The organism is Pseudomonas sp. JV241A, from assembly GCF_900275665.1.
GTDB classification, from domain to species: domain Bacteria; phylum Pseudomonadota; class Gammaproteobacteria; order Pseudomonadales; family Pseudomonadaceae; genus Aquipseudomonas; species Aquipseudomonas wadenswilerensis.
Genome location: NZ_OPYO01000037.1, coordinates 319442 through 334199 on the forward strand (window position 1 = coordinate 319442; position 14758 = coordinate 334199).

The following is a 14758-nucleotide window of genomic DNA, read 5'->3' on the forward strand; positions in this document are numbered from 1 at the left end:
TTAATTGCTACCGGCAAGGATGGCCGCATAGCCTTCCTTGTAGCTAGGGTACTGTGGCACCCAGCCCAGTGCCCGGGCCCGGGCGTTGCTGCAACGCTTGCTGCCGGTGCGCCGCACCCGCTCCTGCTCCGACCACTGGGTAACGCCCATGTACTCGCGCAGCCAGGCGACTACATCGAACAGCGGCGCCGGCGCGTCATCGACACCGATGTAACAATCTTCCAGGGCCTTGCCCTGGTGATCGGCCTTGAGCAAAAAGGCCAGCAACCCGGCCGCGTCTTCAGCGTGGATACGGTTGCCGTACAGCGGCGGCTCTTCAGTCACCCGATAGCCCTGGCGTACCTGGCTCAGCAACCATTCGCGGCCCGGGCCGTAGATCCCCGTGAGGCGCACGATGGTGCCTGGAATGCCGCTGGCCAGCGCCAACTGCTCGGCTTCGAGCATTACCCTGCCGGAATAGCCTTCGGGCTCCACGGCAGCGGTTTCGTCAATCCACTCACCATCCTTCTGCGCATACACGCTGCTGCTCGATACAAACAACAGCCGCCGCGGCTTCTGCCCGCGCTCGGCCAGCCAGCCCAGCACGCGGCGCAAGCCCTCAACATAAGCTGACTGATAACCGGCTTCGTCATGCTGGCTCGCCGCGACGCTGTAGACCAGGTAATCCGGCGCGTCAACCGGCCACTCGGGCGGACAGCGCGGATCATTCAAGTCGGCAGCGATAGCCGTCACCCCAACTGGCAATTGGCCAACACTGCGGCGCAAGCCGCTCACCGGCCAGCCAGAAGCCAGCAATTGCTTGGCCAGACGGCCACCGACATCGCCACAACCGACGATCAGAACTGAGGGCGCAGACATCCCGAAACTCCGCAAATCAAAGGCCCAGCCTATCCAAATAAATCGATAGGCGGCTAGCTATAGTGGAAAAAAAGTAACTTTATTACTTCTGCTAACAAGAATTACTTGCAATAATGGCCACCCAATTTTGTTCTCGGCCTGTCTCGAGGCCTGGAAGGACAAGCACCTCTTTCTTCTTCATCAGGTCAGGCCAGCATGACACGTATCCAACCTTCCGCTTCGCCAACCATGTCGCGCGCATGGCGCGCCATTGCCGCGCTGATGTTCAGCCTGGTAATGGCACCCGCCGCCCTGGCCGATGAGCCGACCACTGCCCCCGTCACTCCAGCTGCAGCCGTAGCACCGGCCGCACCAGGCGCCGAACAGGCTGCAGCACCGACCGATCCGGCTGCCGCACCTGCCGCTGCCCCGATCGACGGCCAGGCAGCCAACCCGGCCGACGAAAGCGTTGAAGCACTGGTTGAAGATACCAGCCTGGGCATGGCCCACGACCTGTCGCCGTGGGGCATGTACAAAAACGCCGACATCGTGGTCAAGATCGTCATGATCGGCCTGGCCATCGCCTCGATCATCACCTGGACCATCTGGATCGCCAAAGGCTTCGAGCTGATGGGCGCCAAGCGCCGCCTGCGTGGCGAGATTGCTGCACTCAAGCGTGCCACCACCCTCAAGGAAGCCAGCGACAGCGCCAATAAAGAAGGCACCCTGGCCCATATCCTGGTCCACGATGCCCTGGATGAAATGCGCCTGTCGGCCAATACCCGCGAGAAAGAAGGTATCAAGGAACGCGTCAGCTTCCGCCTTGAGCGCCTGGTAGCCGCCAGCGGCCGCAACATGAGCAGCGGCACCGGCGTACTGGCAACCATCGGTTCCACCGCCCCGTTCGTCGGTCTGTTCGGTACCGTATGGGGCATCATGAACAGCTTCATCGGCATCGCCAAAACCCAGACCACCAACCTCGCCGTGGTTGCCCCGGGTATCGCCGAAGCACTGCTGGCCACCGCCCTGGGCCTGGTAGCGGCAATTCCGGCAGTCGTCATCTACAACGTCTTCGCCCGCTCCATCGCCGGTTACAAGGCTCAGGTGTCTGATGCCTCGGCCGAGGTCCTGCTGCTGGTCAGCCGCGACCTGGACCACCAGCCAGGCGATCGTGCTGCCCCACCTCACATGGTCAAAGTGGGCTAAACCATGGGCCTGCATCTTAACGAAGGTGGCGACGACCTCGCCGAAAACCACGAAATCAACGTCACGCCGTTCATCGACGTCATGTTGGTCCTGCTGATCATCTTCATGGTGGCAGCGCCGCTGGCGACCGTCGACATCAAGGTCGACCTGCCAGCCTCGACCGCAAAACCTGCGCCGAGGCCCGAAAAACCGGTGTTCCTCAGCGTCAAGGCGGACCAGAACCTGTACGTCGGTGACGAGCAGGTCCAGCGTGACCAGCTCGGTGCGATCCTCGACGCCAAGACCAAGGGCGACAAGGACACCACGATCTTCTTCCAGGCCGACAAAGGCGTGGATTACGGCGATCTGATGGAAGTCATGAACACGCTGCGCGCGGCCGGTTACCTGAAAGTCGGTCTGGTCGGCCTCGAGACGGCAGCCAAGAAATGATCAAGACGCGGCATAAGCTGGCGCGTTACAGCAGTAGTCTGGCGATTGTGCTGGGTATCCATGCCGTTGCCGTGTTGCTGACGCTCAATTGGTCGGTGCCCCAGGCGATCGAGTTGCCGCCTGCGGCGATGATGGTCGAAATGGCACCGATGCCCGAACCGGCACCGCCACCTCCACCCAAGGTGGTCACCCCGCCACAACCGCCAGCGCCGGTAGAAGAACCGCCGCTGCCGAAACTGGCCGAGGCGCCGAAACCGAAGATCGCCATTGCCAAACCGGTCAAGCCGAAGGCCAAACCGCAGCCGCCCAAGCCTGAGAAAAAGCCTGAGCCGCCGCAGGAGAAGCCGGCCGACGAGGAAGCGGTCGATACACCGCCAAGCACCGCACCGGCGCAGAAATCGGCTGCCCCGGCGCCGAGCATCGCCACCAACAGCAACGCCCTGCCCACCTGGCAGAGCGACCTGCTGCGTCACCTGGCGAAGTACAAGAAGTACCCGGAAAACGCCAGGCGCATGCGCATGGAAGGCATCAACCGCCTGCGCTTCGTGGTCGATGGCGAGGGCAGGATCCTCTCCTACGCCCTGGCCGGTGGTTCGGGCAGCGCGGCACTGGATCGGGCGACTCTGGAGATGATCCGTCGTGCGCAACCGGTTCCACCGCCGCCAAAGGAATTGCTCAACAACGGCAGCATTGAAGTGATCGCGCCTTTCGTCTACTCGCTGGACAAGCGCTAACGCTTTGTTTCTGTCACAAACGAGCAAGTCTGATAACGTGCGTCTATCGATTGCAGCCGCTATGCTGGGGCCGCAACTTCATGGACGCACGTTATGACCCTCACAGAATTGCGCTACATCGTCACCCTCGCCCAAGAGCAGCACTTCGGCCACGCTGCCGAGCGCTGCCACGTCAGCCAGCCGACCCTGTCGGTCGGCGTGAAGAAGCTTGAGGACGAGCTGGGTGTACTGATCTTCGAGCGCAGCAAAAGCGCGGTGCGCCTGACCCCGGTCGGCGAAGGCATCGTGGCCCAGGCGCAAAAGGTCCTCGAACAGGCCCAGGGCATTCGCGAACTGGCCCAGGCCGGCAAGAACCAGCTGACCGCCCCGCTGAAAGTCGGCGCGATCTACACCGTCGGCCCCTACCTGTTCCCGCACCTCATCCCGCAACTGCACCGGGTCGCCCCGCAGATGCCGTTGTACATCGAAGAAAACTTCACCCATGTACTGCGCGACAAGCTGCGCAACGGTGAGCTGGACGCAGTGATCATCGCCCTGCCGTTCAACGAGGCCGATGTGCTGACGCTGCCGCTGTACGACGAACCTTTCTACGTGCTGATGCCCAGCGAGCATCCATGGACCCAGAAAGAAACCATCGACGCCGGCCTGCTCAACGACAAGAGCCTGCTGCTGCTCGGTGAAGGCCACTGCTTCCGTGACCAGGTGCTCGAGGCCTGCCCGACCCTGGCCAAGGGCAGCGACGGCGCCAAGCACACCACGGTCGAGTCCAGCTCGCTGGAAACCATTCGTCATATGGTCGCGTCGGGGCTCGGTGTGTCGATCCTGCCGCTGTCGGCGGTGCACAGCCATCATTATGCCCCCGGCGTGATCGAAGTGCGCCCCCTGAGCCCACCGGCACCGTTTCGTACCGTGGCCATCGCTTGGCGCGCCAGCTTCCCGCGGCCCAAGGCGATCGAGATCCTCGCTGACTCGATCCGCCTGTGCTCGGTCGCCAAACCCGCCGCGAGCCAGTAGGAAAGCACCATGCCGGAGTTGTCCCAGGTCTCGGTGACCGCGCTCAAGGGTGTCGGCGAGGCCATGGCCGAGAAGCTCGCCAAGGTCGGCCTGGAGAACCTCCAGGACGTGCTGTTCCATCTGCCGCTGCGCTACCAGGACCGCACCCGCGTGGTGCCCATCGGCGCCCTGCGCCCGGGCCAGGACGCGGTCATCGAAGGCGTGGTCAGCGGCACCGACGTGGTCATGGGCAAGCGCCGCAGCCTGCTGGTGCGCCTGGGCGATGGCAGCGGCGTGCTGAGCCTGCGCTTTTACCACTTCAGCAACGCGCAGAAGGAAGGCCTCAAGCGTGGCACCCACCTGCGCTGCTACGGTGAAGCCCGCCCCGGTGCTTCGGGCCTGGAGATCTACCACCCGGAATACCGCGCGCTGACCGGCGATGAGCCGGCGCCGGTGGAACAGACCCTGACACCGATCTATCCGACCACCGAAGGCCTGACCCAGCAACGCCTGCGCCAGCTGTGTCAGCAGAGCCTGGCGATGCTCGGCCCGCGGAGCCTGCCGGACTGGCTGCCGGAAGAGCTGGCCCGGGATTACCAACTGGCGCCGCTGGACGATGCGATCCGCTACCTGCATCACCCACCCGCCGATGCCGATGTCGATGAGCTTGCCGAAGGTCACCATTGGGCCCAGCACCGCCTGGCGTTCGAAGAACTGCTAACCCACCAGCTGTCCCAGCAACGCCTGCGCGAAAGCCTGCGCGCCCAGCGGGCGCCGGTGCTGCCCAAGGCCAGCCGGCTGCCCCGGCAGTACCTGGCCAACCTCGGCTTTGCACCCACCGGTGCGCAGCAGCGGGTCGGTAACGAGATTGCCTACGACCTCAGCCAGCCGGAGCCGATGTTGCGCCTGGTCCAGGGTGACGTTGGCGCGGGCAAGACCGTGGTCGCCGCCCTGGCCGCCCTGCAGGCGCTGGAAGCCGGTTACCAGGTGGCACTGATGGCGCCCACCGAGATCCTCGCCGAGCAGCACTTCATCACCTTCAAGCGCTGGCTGGAGCCGCTGGGCATCGAAGTTGCCTGGCTGGCCGGCAAGCTCAAGGGCAAGGCGCGCACCAGCGCCCTGGAACAGATCGCCGCCGGTGCACCGATGGTGGTCGGCACCCATGCCTTGTTCCAGGAAGAAGTGAAGTTCAAGAACCTGGCCCTGGCGATCATCGACGAACAGCACCGCTTCGGCGTGCAGCAGCGCCTGGCCCTGCGCCAGAAAGGCGTGGGTGGTCAGCTCTGCCCGCACCAGCTGATCATGACCGCGACGCCGATCCCGCGCACCCTGGCAATGAGCGCCTATGCCGACCTGGATACCTCCATCCTCGACGAACTGCCGCCAGGCCGCACCCCGGTCAATACCGTGCTGGTGGCTGACAGCCGTCGTTTCGAGGTGGTCGAGCGGGTCCGTGCAGCCTGTGCCGAAGGACGCCAGACCTACTGGGTGTGCACCCTGATCGAAGAATCCGAGGAGCTGACCTGCCAGGCCGCCGAAACCACTTTCGAGGAGCTCAGCAGCGCCCTGGGCGAGTTGCGTGTCGGCCTGATCCACGGGCGCATGAAGCCTGCGGAAAAAGCCGCGGTGATGGCCGAGTTCAAGCAGGGCAACCTGCAACTGCTGGTGGCGACCACGGTGATTGAGGTCGGCGTCGACGTGCCCAACGCCAGCCTGATGATCATCGAGAACCCCGAGCGCCTGGGCCTGGCCCAGTTGCACCAGCTGCGCGGCCGGGTTGGCCGTGGCAGCGCAGTGAGCCACTGCGTGCTGCTGTATCACCCGCCGCTGTCGCAGATCGGCCGCGAACGCCTGGGGATCATGCGCGAAACCAACGACGGCTTCATCATTGCCGAGAAGGACCTGGCGCTGCGCGGCCCCGGCGAAATGCTCGGTACCCGCCAGACCGGCCTGCTGCAATTCAAGGTCGCCGACCTGATGCGCGACGCCGACCTGCTACCCGCCGTGCGCGATGCCGCCCAAGCGTTGCTGGCGCGCTGGCCGACCCACGTCAGCCCGTTGCTGGAGCGCTGGCTGCGCCACGGCCAGCAATATGGCCAAGTGTGACGCCCGTCCCAGATTGCAGCCAGCCCAGGGTTCAAGCTGGTTATACTCATGCGATTGAAAAATTTTTGGATACAGACCATGACTGAAGTTGCTTTGGACACCGCAACCCCCCACGCTCCGTCTGTTATCCGGTTGCTGCTCGACAAGCTCGGCATCGCCTACCGCGAAGTGAGCGAACACCCGCAGCTACCGGCCGCCGCCAAGGTGCAGGCCGTACTGCTGGACGATGAAGTCGGCGCGCTGATGGTGCTGTTCCCGCAGAACCAGCTCCTCGACCTCAATCGCCTGACCGAACTGACCGGGCGCAAGCTCGCCGCCGTGCCGCTGGAACGCCTGCGCCACATGCTGGAAAAGCACGGCCTGAAGATCCTCCCCGGGATCCCGGCCCTGACTAGCTCGCCATGCCTGTATGAAGAAAGCCTGCTGCGCCCCGAGCGCCTGCTGATTCACTCCGGGGAGGCCGGGCTGTTGCTGGAGATCGAGCGCGACGATTTCAAGAAAATGCTCAGCAAGGCCAGCGCCGGCAACTTCGGCGAACTGCTGAGCAGCATCCGCCCCAACCTCGACCGCCCCCATGACGACCGCGACGAGATCTCCCAGGCCGTCCAGGCGTTCACCGCCAGGCGTATCCAGCAGCGCCTGGAAAGCACCATCGAGATCCCGCCGCTGGCGGAAACCGCGCAAAAGATCATCAAGCTGCGGGTCGACCCCAACGCCACCATCGATGACATCACCGGCGTGGTCGAAACCGACCCGGCGCTGGCCGCGCAAGTGGTCAGCTGGGCAGCATCGCCCTACTACGCCTCACCGGGCAAGATCCGCTCGGTGGAAGACGCCATCGTCCGCGTGCTGGGCTTTGACCTGGTGATCAACCTGGCCCTGGGCCTGGCTCTGGGCAAGACCCTGAGCCTGCCCAAGGACCACCCGCAACAGACCACGCCTTACTGGCAGCAATCGATCTACACCGCTGCGGTGATCGAAGGCCTGACCCGTGCCATGCCCCGGGCCGAGCGCCCGGAATCGGGCCTGACCTACCTGGCCGGGCTCCTGCACAACTTCGGCTACCTGTTGCTGGCACATGTGTTCCCGCCGCATTTCTCGCTGATCTGCCGGCACCTGGAGGTCAATCCGCACCTGTGCCACAGCTATGTCGAACAGCACCTGCTGGGCATCAGCCGCGAGCAGATCGGCGCCTGGCTGATGCGCTACTGGGACATGCCGGAAGAACTGTCCACCGCCCTGCGCTTCCAGCACGACCCGACCTACGCCGGCGACCACGCTGCCTTCCCCAACCTGGTATGCCTGGCAGTACGCTTGCTGCGCTCACGCGGGATCGGCTCGGGCCCGCAGGAAAGCATCCCCGACGAGCTGCTCGAGCGTCTGAACCTGACCCGCGAAAAAGCCGAGGATGTAGTCAACAAGGTGCTGGAAGCCGAAGCCATGCTCCGTGAGCTGGCCTCGCAGTTCAGCCAGCACTGAGGCCTGGGCCTGACCCTGACGGTCAGGCCTTCTTTTTCGGCTTCAGGTACTTCATCAGGCCCTGGAACCAGATCACCAGCGCCGGGTTGCCCTTGATCTGGATGCTCTTGTCCTGAATCCCCTGCATGAAGGCCAGCTGCTTGTTCTTGGCCTGCAGGGTGGCAAAGCCGAACGCTGCGTCCTTGAACGCTATCGCGAACGCCGGGGCGGCATGGGTGCCGGACTTGCTGCTGATGCGCATGTCCTTGACGATGAAATGGCGAGCGGCCTTGCCATCGAGGGTCTGCAACTGGAACACCAGATCCTTGTCAGCCAGTTGCTGCTGGAAGGCAGGGTTGTTGCGGCTGGCCTTGGCCATCAGCAGGCCCATGGCCCAAAGGAGAAAGCGAAACTTCATGTGCACGCCTCGGCTAAAAAGTGACTGGCGAAGCAGTTTATAGTCTCGCTACGAAAACGCCATAGTTCTCTGCGCTTTACGCGACGATAGCCGCCGTTGGCCTTGTAACCGGGTTATTCACTGGCGCCGGACCTTGCTCAGCAGGTGCAAGATCAACTGGTTCGCGCCGATTGCCGCCAATGCCGTGGAAACCCCCAGCACGCTGCAAAACAGCGCGCGCAGCGGATGCTGCGGCAGCAGGTACAAGAGGATCGTCGCAGGAATGGCGGCCGCCAGCAGCAACCGCCACTTGAGCCGCAGCACCAGCGCGATCACCAGGTTCATCAGCACCACGAAGTAGAAGATCAAATACATGCCCATGCCGATCGCCACCCCACGCGACATCAGCCCGCCGGCCATCTGCCTGTACATCGTCATGCCGGTGTTGTGCAGCAGCAGGTAAGTGACAATGGCCAACACATGCACAATCAGGGCGATTGCCAGGCGATAAGGGCGAGTTACAGGCATTTCTGCACTACATCCTCGACCACGCCTCGGTCGCTCAGGCGCTTGATGCCGTCCACGGCGCTATCACGGTAACCGCTCGCCTCAAGGGCGGCTTGTTGATAGCAAGCCATGGCGCGGGCATTGTCCTGCTGGCCAAGCTTGCCTTTCTCATAGGCGTAACCAAGGTCCACCAGCCCCCTCGGTGACTCCAGCTTCGCCGATTGCTGCAAGGCTTGCAGTGCTTTGCCCGGGTTTTGGCAGGTCAAGTTCTCGGCATACTCTTCGCCGTAGCACACAAAGTGCGCCAGCATGGCGCCGGCGTCGCGTTCAGTGCTCATGGCCGATTCCAGCAGTTGCACGATGGTCGCGTCCGGCAGCCGTTCGGCCTCTCCCGAAAAAATCAGGATGACCGCCTGCACCGCCGCTTCGTTGTTGCCCTTGGCAGCGGCACTGAGCAGGCTGTTGAGGGCGGCGTTCATCAGTTGCCCAGGGTTGTCGTAGAGCCCTGCCCTGCCCAGGTCCTCATAGAGCCTGGCACGCTCGACATCCAGCTCGCCGGCGACCTTCTCCTTGCGCCCGGTGAAGAAGCCTTCCAGGGACCAGTCGTCGATCCGCTGCAGCACCCAGCACTGGCCACGGGAAAAGGTGTAGACCTTGAGCAGTTCGCCCTTGGTGTCGTGCAACACCACTTGCCGTATGCCCTCCTGCTCGACCACCAGGCCCAGCTCGGCACGCTTGGCCGGCTGCAGCAATGCCAGGGACGGGCGCTGTTCGGGGGTCAGCTTGCGAATCGACACACGCGGTTGCTTGCGCCCGGGGTAGATCCGTTGCTCGATCAGCGGGTCGGCTACCAGCGACTGCTGCAGCGCCTCGCTCTGGGCAAACGCGGTGAAGAAGGCGCCGAAGTCATTGTCGGAGCAATCCGGCATGTCCACCGGGGCGGCAACACAGGTTGTCGCGCCGGCCAGCAGCAGAAACGAGCAGAGCCACTGCCGCAAGTTCGTCGCACAGCCCTTCATGGTTTGCCTCTGTCGATCAGTTGTTGAGTGGGGGTACACCAGTAGTCACTGAAGCCCAGCCAATAACTCAGCACATCCCAGATGAAGCGCAGGGCGTTTTCCGGCTTGCGGCAATCGGCCTGCTCGTCGGCCACGTCATAGGGCGTATTGCTGATGAAGTAGTTGAGCCAATGGGGTTCCCAGTTGGGCATGGCGATCTCGATATGCCCATCGGCCTTGAACAAGCTGATCCAGACGATGCCGACGCTGCCGTCGTCTTCGTAGTCGCGCATGTCCAAGGAGCTCTGCGAGAACAGCGGCGTGCGGTAAACCTGCTTTTGATTGCTGCGGTCAATGAAACGCAGGTAGGCCAGGTCATCGAAAGGCACCAGCCAGCCACCAACCGGCACGTTTTCCATGAGATAACGGCCCGATTCGCTGACCACCCTGACTTCGCCTGGCCGGTCGATCAGTACCTGGATGTTGTGTCCCACCCAAAGTACCAATGCCCCAACCATCGCCAGGGCAAAATAGTGCCTACGTTTCAAGACTGTCCCTTTTTGAATACATTCAGCCGGCCCAACCAGTGGGCAATCATTATCGCCAGGAAAGTCAGGCCACCGGCCAGGGGGCTGAAGAACATCGTGCGCACCGGGTGATCCGGCATCAGCCAGTAGATGATCAACGCCACCAGCGCACCATTGATCATGAGTTTGTGCTTGAGCCTCGGCACAAAAACGATCACCAGGCTGAAGATCACCATCACATCGAAGACCAGCCAGAAAATGGCGCCAGACGCCACGCCGCGGGCGGTGAAGCCGCCATAGACCTGCTTGTAGTAATCAACCCCGATGTCGTTGAGCACCAGGAACAGGTAGCAAGCCAGCGCGTGCGTGGCCAGGGCGATCAGCCAACGCTTGATCATCGGGTGTTTCCTTGCAAGACCTGGCACCAGCTGCGCACATCGTTCCTGTCGAAGCCCGGGCAGTTGTTGTCGCGGGGGATATAGCGATAGGGGTGCGCGGCGTCGTAGGTGAAGTGGTAGTAGTTGTGCTTGTCCTGGCCGTACAGCCAGTACGACGAGGAGCCCTGGGAAATCTGGTAGGGCTCGAAGGTCAGCATTGAGGACTCGGCGGGGATGAAGTTGTCAGGTTCCATCCATAGCAGCAGCGCGTTCCAGTACAACTGCGTGGTCACGCCTGGCAGCAGCAGGAGCACCAGCAACGCCAGAGCGAACCATCTGCCTTTGCTCATGCCGGTGGCAGGTTCGCGTAGTAGGAGCCCACCAGTTCCATGACCACCACGGTGGTCAGGCAAATGAACGTCAGCAGGCGATGCCAGAGCTGGTCGCGCCAGCGCCGGTGCAGGCCGGTGAGTATCAATATCAGGCAGACAAAGGCCAGGCTGCCGAACAGGTTGCTGTCGGCGACACTCGCCAGGTAGTTGGGCAAGGTCAGACCGTCATACATGGCGTTGCCCTGCGCTAGCGGTTACTGCGAATCCTTCGATCTTCATCACGGCCCTCCCTGGACACTTTCCCGTCCTTGCGACGGGGGCCGCGTATGCTAGCCAGATGCCAGGGCGGCGGCAATAAAAAACGGGCACCTTGTGCGGTGCCCGTTTTTTACTGCAATCGATCTGTGCGAGGCATCACGGATTGACGCTGTCCTTCAGGGATTTGCCGGGTTTGAAAGCAACGGTGTTGCTGGCCTTGATCTTGACCGGTTCGCCGGTTTGCGGGTTTTTACCAGTGCGGGCACCGCGGTGGCGCTGCAGGAAGGTACCGAAGCCGACCAGCGTCACGCTGTCCTTGCGATGCAGGGCGCCAGTGATTTCTTCGAGCACGGCGTTGAGCACGCGGTTAGCTTGCTCTTTGGTGAGATCGGCCTTTTCCGCAATGGCGGCGGCGAGTTCTGGTTTACGCATAGTGAAGCCTCTTTGACGGTTTTTTTGTTGTTATGCCGTGCTGCTCTTCAAGAACAGCGCCCAAGGCACCGCAGGCTCTAAACTGCGGCAGACGGGAGTGAGAATGGCATGCCCTCAGGGGCCGCGCCAGTCTCTGGGCGGCCATTGTTGGGGCAAAGGCAGGGGAAATCCGACAGAACGCCGGTTATTTACGCCATTAGCGCCGGAAGTTGCCGATTTAGAGCCAGCTTCTCCATGACCGCAGTGCCGGTCAGGGCATAGCCCAGCAACTGGCCGTCCGCATCGTGACAGAGCACCTTGAGGTCCGTACCCAGCCCCTCAACGCTCCACTGGCCTTCGCGGCCATGGGGCGGGGGCGAAACCACCAGCGGGCAGGCCGGGGTTTTCACCGTGACCGGCATCGGCCCATAGGCAACCGCTGTCGGGTTACCGGCCAGGGTTTGCGCCAATGCCCGGGCGCAGCTCATCAAGGGCATTACGTACAGCAGGTTGAGGCCATCGACTTCGGCGCAGTCGCCCAGGGCAAAGATATTGTCGTGAGAGGTGCGCAGTTGACGGTCGACCACCACGCCGCGGTTGACCTGCAGCCCCGCTGCCGAAGCCAGATCGATGCGTGGCCGCAGGCCAACGGCTGAAACCACCAGGTCGCAAGCGATCACGCTGCCGTCTGACAAGTGCGCCTCCAGGCCCTGCTCCAGCCGCTGCAGGCGGGTCAGCACCGGCCCCAGGTGGAAACGCACGCCCAGCCCCTCCAGGCCAACCTGTACGGCGGCAGCGGCCGCCGGGTGCAGCAAGGTCGGCATGACCTGCTCGCACGGCGCCACCAGCTCGACCTGAAAGCCGCCCAGGCTCATGTCATTGGCAAATTCACAGCCGATCAAGCCGGCACCGAGGATCAGCACCCGTTGCTTGCCGGCTGCCGCGGCACGGAAACGGGCGTAGTCTTCGAGGTCGTTGATCGGGAAAATCAGCTCGGCAGCATCGCCTTCGACGGGCACCCGCACGGTCTCGGCACCCCAGGCCAGGATCAGGTCGCGATAGGGCACCTGCTCTTCGCCGATCCACAGGCGCTTGTGGCCCGGATCGATGCCGCTGATGCGGGTGTGGGTGCGCACTTCGGCCTTGAGCTGCTCGGCCATGGCGCCGGGCTCGGCCATGCTCAGGCCGTCGGCGTCCTTGTTTTTGGCAAAACCGGTGGAGAGCATCGGCTTGGAGTAGGAACGGCCGTCGTCGGCGGTGACCAGCAGCAACGGTGTTTCACCGTCGAGCTTGCGAAATTCGCGAGCCAGGTTGTAACCCGCCAGACCCGTACCGACAATCACCACTGGAGCCGTCATGCGCTGCTTTCCTTGAATCTGATTGAGTGAGATCAGTTGATTTCGATCATTTCGAAGTCCATCTTGCCGACACCGCAGTCCGGGCACAGCCAGTCTTCGGGTACATCTTCCCACTTGGTGCCTGGAGCGATACCGTCATCCGGCCAACCGTCGGCTTCGTTGTAGATCAGGCCACAGACGATACATTGCCACTTTTTCATTACGCACTTCCTCGAAAGACTCAGGCTTTGGAGTGGCCGCTCTCGTGAACATTACAATGGCGGCCATCAAAGAGGGGCTTTGTACTGGAGCGAGGTGCCAGCATGCAAGCCGGATCGGGCAATCATGCTAAGCTCGGCGTCTCTCTGGCCTGTTATTCGATACCGACGTGCCGTACGAAACATTGCAAGCGCCCGCTGCATTCTGGCTGCAGCACCCTGACGTGGCAGACAACACCTCGCCCGCGACCCTTGACTGGTTGTTCGACCAGGGCTCCCTGACCCGCCGCCTGATCCAATTATCCGCCGATCACTTTTCCGTGACACCCCTTTGCGAAGGCTGGCAACGCCTGCGCGACGACGAATGCCTGGCCCTTGACCTGCCCCAGGGCAGCGAAGGCTGGGTGCGCGAGGTGTACCTGCGCGGCCATGGCCAGCCCTGGGTGTTCGCCCGCAGCGTGGCCGCGCGCAGTTCGCTGGAAAGTGGCGGCCTGGACCTGGAAGCACTGGGCAGCCGCTCACTGGGTGAGCTGTTGTTTTGCGAAAAGGGTTTTGTCCGCAGGCCCATTGAGGTCTGCAACTATCCACAGGCCTGGCTGCCGGCGGAACAACGCCATGAAAGCTTGTGGGGGCGCCGCTCACGCTTTGACCGCGGCCCCTTGAGCGTGCTGGTGGCCGAGGTGTTCTTGCCTACGCTGTGGATTGCTGCCGACACCCCTTCGGAGAACCACTGATGTACCTGCAGTTGCTCAAGTCGTTCAATCGCCTGCACCCACGGGCCTGGGACTTCATTCAGCTGAGCCGGATGGACCGCCCGATCGGCATCTATCTGCTGCTGTGGCCAACCCTCTCGGCAGTCTGGATTGCGGCCAAGGGCACACCGACCGTGGCCAACGTGCTGATCTTCACCCTTGGCGTGGTACTGATGCGCGCCGCCGGTTGCGCGATCAACGACTTTGCCGACCGCAAGGTCGATGGCCACGTCAAACGCACCGCCGATCGCCCTCTGGCCGCTGGCCGGATCAACGCCCGCGAAGCGCTGACCCTGTTTGCCGTGCTGGTCGGAGTGAGTTTTCTGCTGGTGTTATGCACCAACGCCACCACAGTGTGGCTGTCGTTCGGCGCGGTGGCGCTGGCGGCCTGTTACCCGTTCATGAAGCGCTACACCTACTACCCACAGGTAGTACTGGGCGCGGCCTATTCCTGGGGTATCCCCATGGCCTTCACCGCGGCCACCGGCGAGCTGCCGGCCATTGCCTGGCTGCTGTACATCGCCAACTTGCTGTGGACCGTGGGTTACGACACCTACTACGCCATGGTCGACCGTGATGACGACCTGAAGATCGGGGTCAAATCCACTGCCATTCTGTTTGGCGAAGCCGATCGGGTGATCATTCTGACCTTGCAGGTGCTGTCGCTGGGCTGCCTGCTGCTGGCCGGCAACCGCTTCGAGCTGGGCGGCTGGTTCCACCTGGGGCTGTTGGCGGCATTAGTGTGCTTTGCCTGGGAGTTCTGGTCGACGCGCAAGCTGGACCGCGAGTCGTGCTTCAAGGCCTTTTTGCACAATCACTGGGCGGGGCTGCTGATCTTTATCGGCATCGTGCTGGATTACAGTTTCTGATTTTTTTGCGGG

19 protein-coding genes are annotated in these 14758 nt (G+C 62.8%); 8 read left to right on the top strand and 11 right to left on the bottom strand.

Features of this window, described 5'->3' with window-relative positions; genetic code table 11:
* Positions 1–858 carry an SDR family oxidoreductase gene (locus JV241A_RS26270; protein ID WP_134065218.1) on the bottom strand — a complete coding sequence of 286 codons (858 nt, stop codon included), beginning with the start codon at positions 856–858 and terminating at the stop codon, positions 1–3.
* Positions 859–1053: 195 nt separating this feature from the next.
* Here JV241A_RS26270 and exbB point away from each other — a divergent pair, with 195 nt between their 5' ends.
* The 6 genes from exbB (at position 1054) to JV241A_RS26300 (ending at position 7784) form a co-directional block, all read left to right on the top strand.
* A complete protein-coding gene (exbB, locus tag JV241A_RS26275) occupies positions 1054–2043 on the top strand; it encodes a tonB-system energizer ExbB (protein WP_115084661.1) in 990 nt (329 codons plus the stop codon).
* Positions 2044–2046: 3 nt separating this feature from the next.
* Positions 2047–2472, top strand: a complete 426-nt coding sequence (exbD, locus tag JV241A_RS26280; RefSeq protein ID WP_045199557.1) for a TonB system transport protein ExbD — start codon at positions 2047–2049, stop codon at positions 2470–2472.
* Entirely contained in the window at positions 2469–3206 is a 738-nt protein-coding gene (locus JV241A_RS26285) for an energy transducer TonB (RefSeq protein WP_115084660.1), read from the top strand. The genes exbD and JV241A_RS26285 overlap by 4 nt, the downstream gene beginning before the upstream one ends.
* Before the next feature lie 93 nt (positions 3207–3299).
* Positions 3300–4220, top strand: coding sequence for a hydrogen peroxide-inducible genes activator (locus JV241A_RS26290; RefSeq protein WP_010225913.1), 921 nt, complete (start codon positions 3300–3302; stop codon positions 4218–4220).
* A gap of 9 nt (positions 4221–4229) precedes the next feature.
* Positions 4230–6305: an ATP-dependent DNA helicase RecG gene (gene recG / locus JV241A_RS26295; protein WP_115084659.1), complete on the top strand. Its 2076-nt coding sequence runs from the start codon at positions 4230–4232 to the stop codon at positions 6303–6305.
* Positions 6306–6383: 78 nt separating this feature from the next.
* Positions 6384–7784 (top strand): aminoacyl-tRNA deacylase and HDOD domain-containing protein, encoded by a 1401-nt coding sequence (locus tag JV241A_RS26300; protein WP_115084658.1) that lies wholly within the window; start codon positions 6384–6386, stop codon positions 7782–7784.
* Between the two features lie 22 nt (positions 7785–7806).
* On the opposite strand, the gene JV241A_RS26305 is transcribed toward JV241A_RS26300, so the two are convergent.
* The 10 genes from JV241A_RS26305 to JV241A_RS26350 form a co-directional block, all read right to left on the bottom strand.
* Positions 7807–8181, bottom strand: a complete 375-nt coding sequence (locus tag JV241A_RS26305; RefSeq protein ID WP_134065220.1) for a helicase — start codon at positions 8179–8181, stop codon at positions 7807–7809.
* A 117-nt stretch (positions 8182–8298) separates the two neighbouring features.
* Positions 8299–8688, bottom strand: a complete 390-nt coding sequence (locus JV241A_RS26310) for a hypothetical protein (protein ID WP_115084656.1) — start codon at positions 8686–8688, stop codon at positions 8299–8301.
* Positions 8679–9686: a sel1 repeat family protein gene (locus JV241A_RS26315; protein ID WP_134065222.1), complete on the bottom strand. Its 1008-nt coding sequence runs from the start codon at positions 9684–9686 to the stop codon at positions 8679–8681. Before JV241A_RS26315 ends, JV241A_RS26310 begins: the two co-directional genes overlap by 10 nt.
* Positions 9683–10213: a hypothetical protein gene (locus tag JV241A_RS26320; protein WP_134065224.1), complete on the bottom strand. Its 531-nt coding sequence runs from the start codon at positions 10211–10213 to the stop codon at positions 9683–9685. The genes JV241A_RS26315 and JV241A_RS26320 overlap by 4 nt, the downstream gene beginning before the upstream one ends.
* The gene (locus JV241A_RS26325) at positions 10210–10590 is read right to left on the bottom strand and encodes a hypothetical protein (protein WP_115084653.1); all 381 of its coding nucleotides are present in this window, start codon (positions 10588–10590) and stop codon (positions 10210–10212) included. Before JV241A_RS26325 ends, JV241A_RS26320 begins: the two co-directional genes overlap by 4 nt.
* Positions 10587–10919, bottom strand: coding sequence for a hypothetical protein (locus tag JV241A_RS26330; RefSeq protein ID WP_115084652.1), 333 nt, complete (start codon positions 10917–10919; stop codon positions 10587–10589). The genes JV241A_RS26325 and JV241A_RS26330 overlap by 4 nt, the downstream gene beginning before the upstream one ends.
* Positions 10916–11134: a hypothetical protein gene (locus JV241A_RS26335; protein ID WP_010225925.1), complete on the bottom strand. Its 219-nt coding sequence runs from the start codon at positions 11132–11134 to the stop codon at positions 10916–10918. Before JV241A_RS26335 ends, JV241A_RS26330 begins: the two co-directional genes overlap by 4 nt.
* 181 nt (positions 11135–11315) lie before the next feature.
* Positions 11316–11591: an HU family DNA-binding protein gene (locus JV241A_RS26340; protein ID WP_003213368.1), complete on the bottom strand. Its 276-nt coding sequence runs from the start codon at positions 11589–11591 to the stop codon at positions 11316–11318.
* A 188-nt stretch (positions 11592–11779) separates the two neighbouring features.
* The gene (locus tag JV241A_RS26345; RefSeq protein ID WP_134065226.1) at positions 11780–12928 is read right to left on the bottom strand and encodes an FAD-dependent oxidoreductase; all 1149 of its coding nucleotides are present in this window, start codon (positions 12926–12928) and stop codon (positions 11780–11782) included.
* 32 nt (positions 12929–12960) lie between these two features.
* Positions 12961–13128: a rubredoxin gene (locus JV241A_RS26350; protein ID WP_038997996.1), complete on the bottom strand. Its 168-nt coding sequence runs from the start codon at positions 13126–13128 to the stop codon at positions 12961–12963.
* A gap of 167 nt (positions 13129–13295) precedes the next feature.
* Between JV241A_RS26350 and JV241A_RS26355 the strand changes: the two genes are divergently transcribed.
* On the top strand, positions 13296–13859 hold the full coding sequence (locus JV241A_RS26355; protein ID WP_115084650.1) for a chorismate lyase: 564 nt from the start codon (positions 13296–13298) through the stop codon (positions 13857–13859).
* Entirely contained in the window at positions 13859–14746 is an 888-nt protein-coding gene (gene ubiA, locus JV241A_RS26360) for a 4-hydroxybenzoate octaprenyltransferase (RefSeq protein WP_115084649.1), read from the top strand. Before JV241A_RS26355 ends, ubiA begins: the two co-directional genes overlap by 1 nt.
* Positions 14747–14758 lie beyond the last annotated feature (12 nt).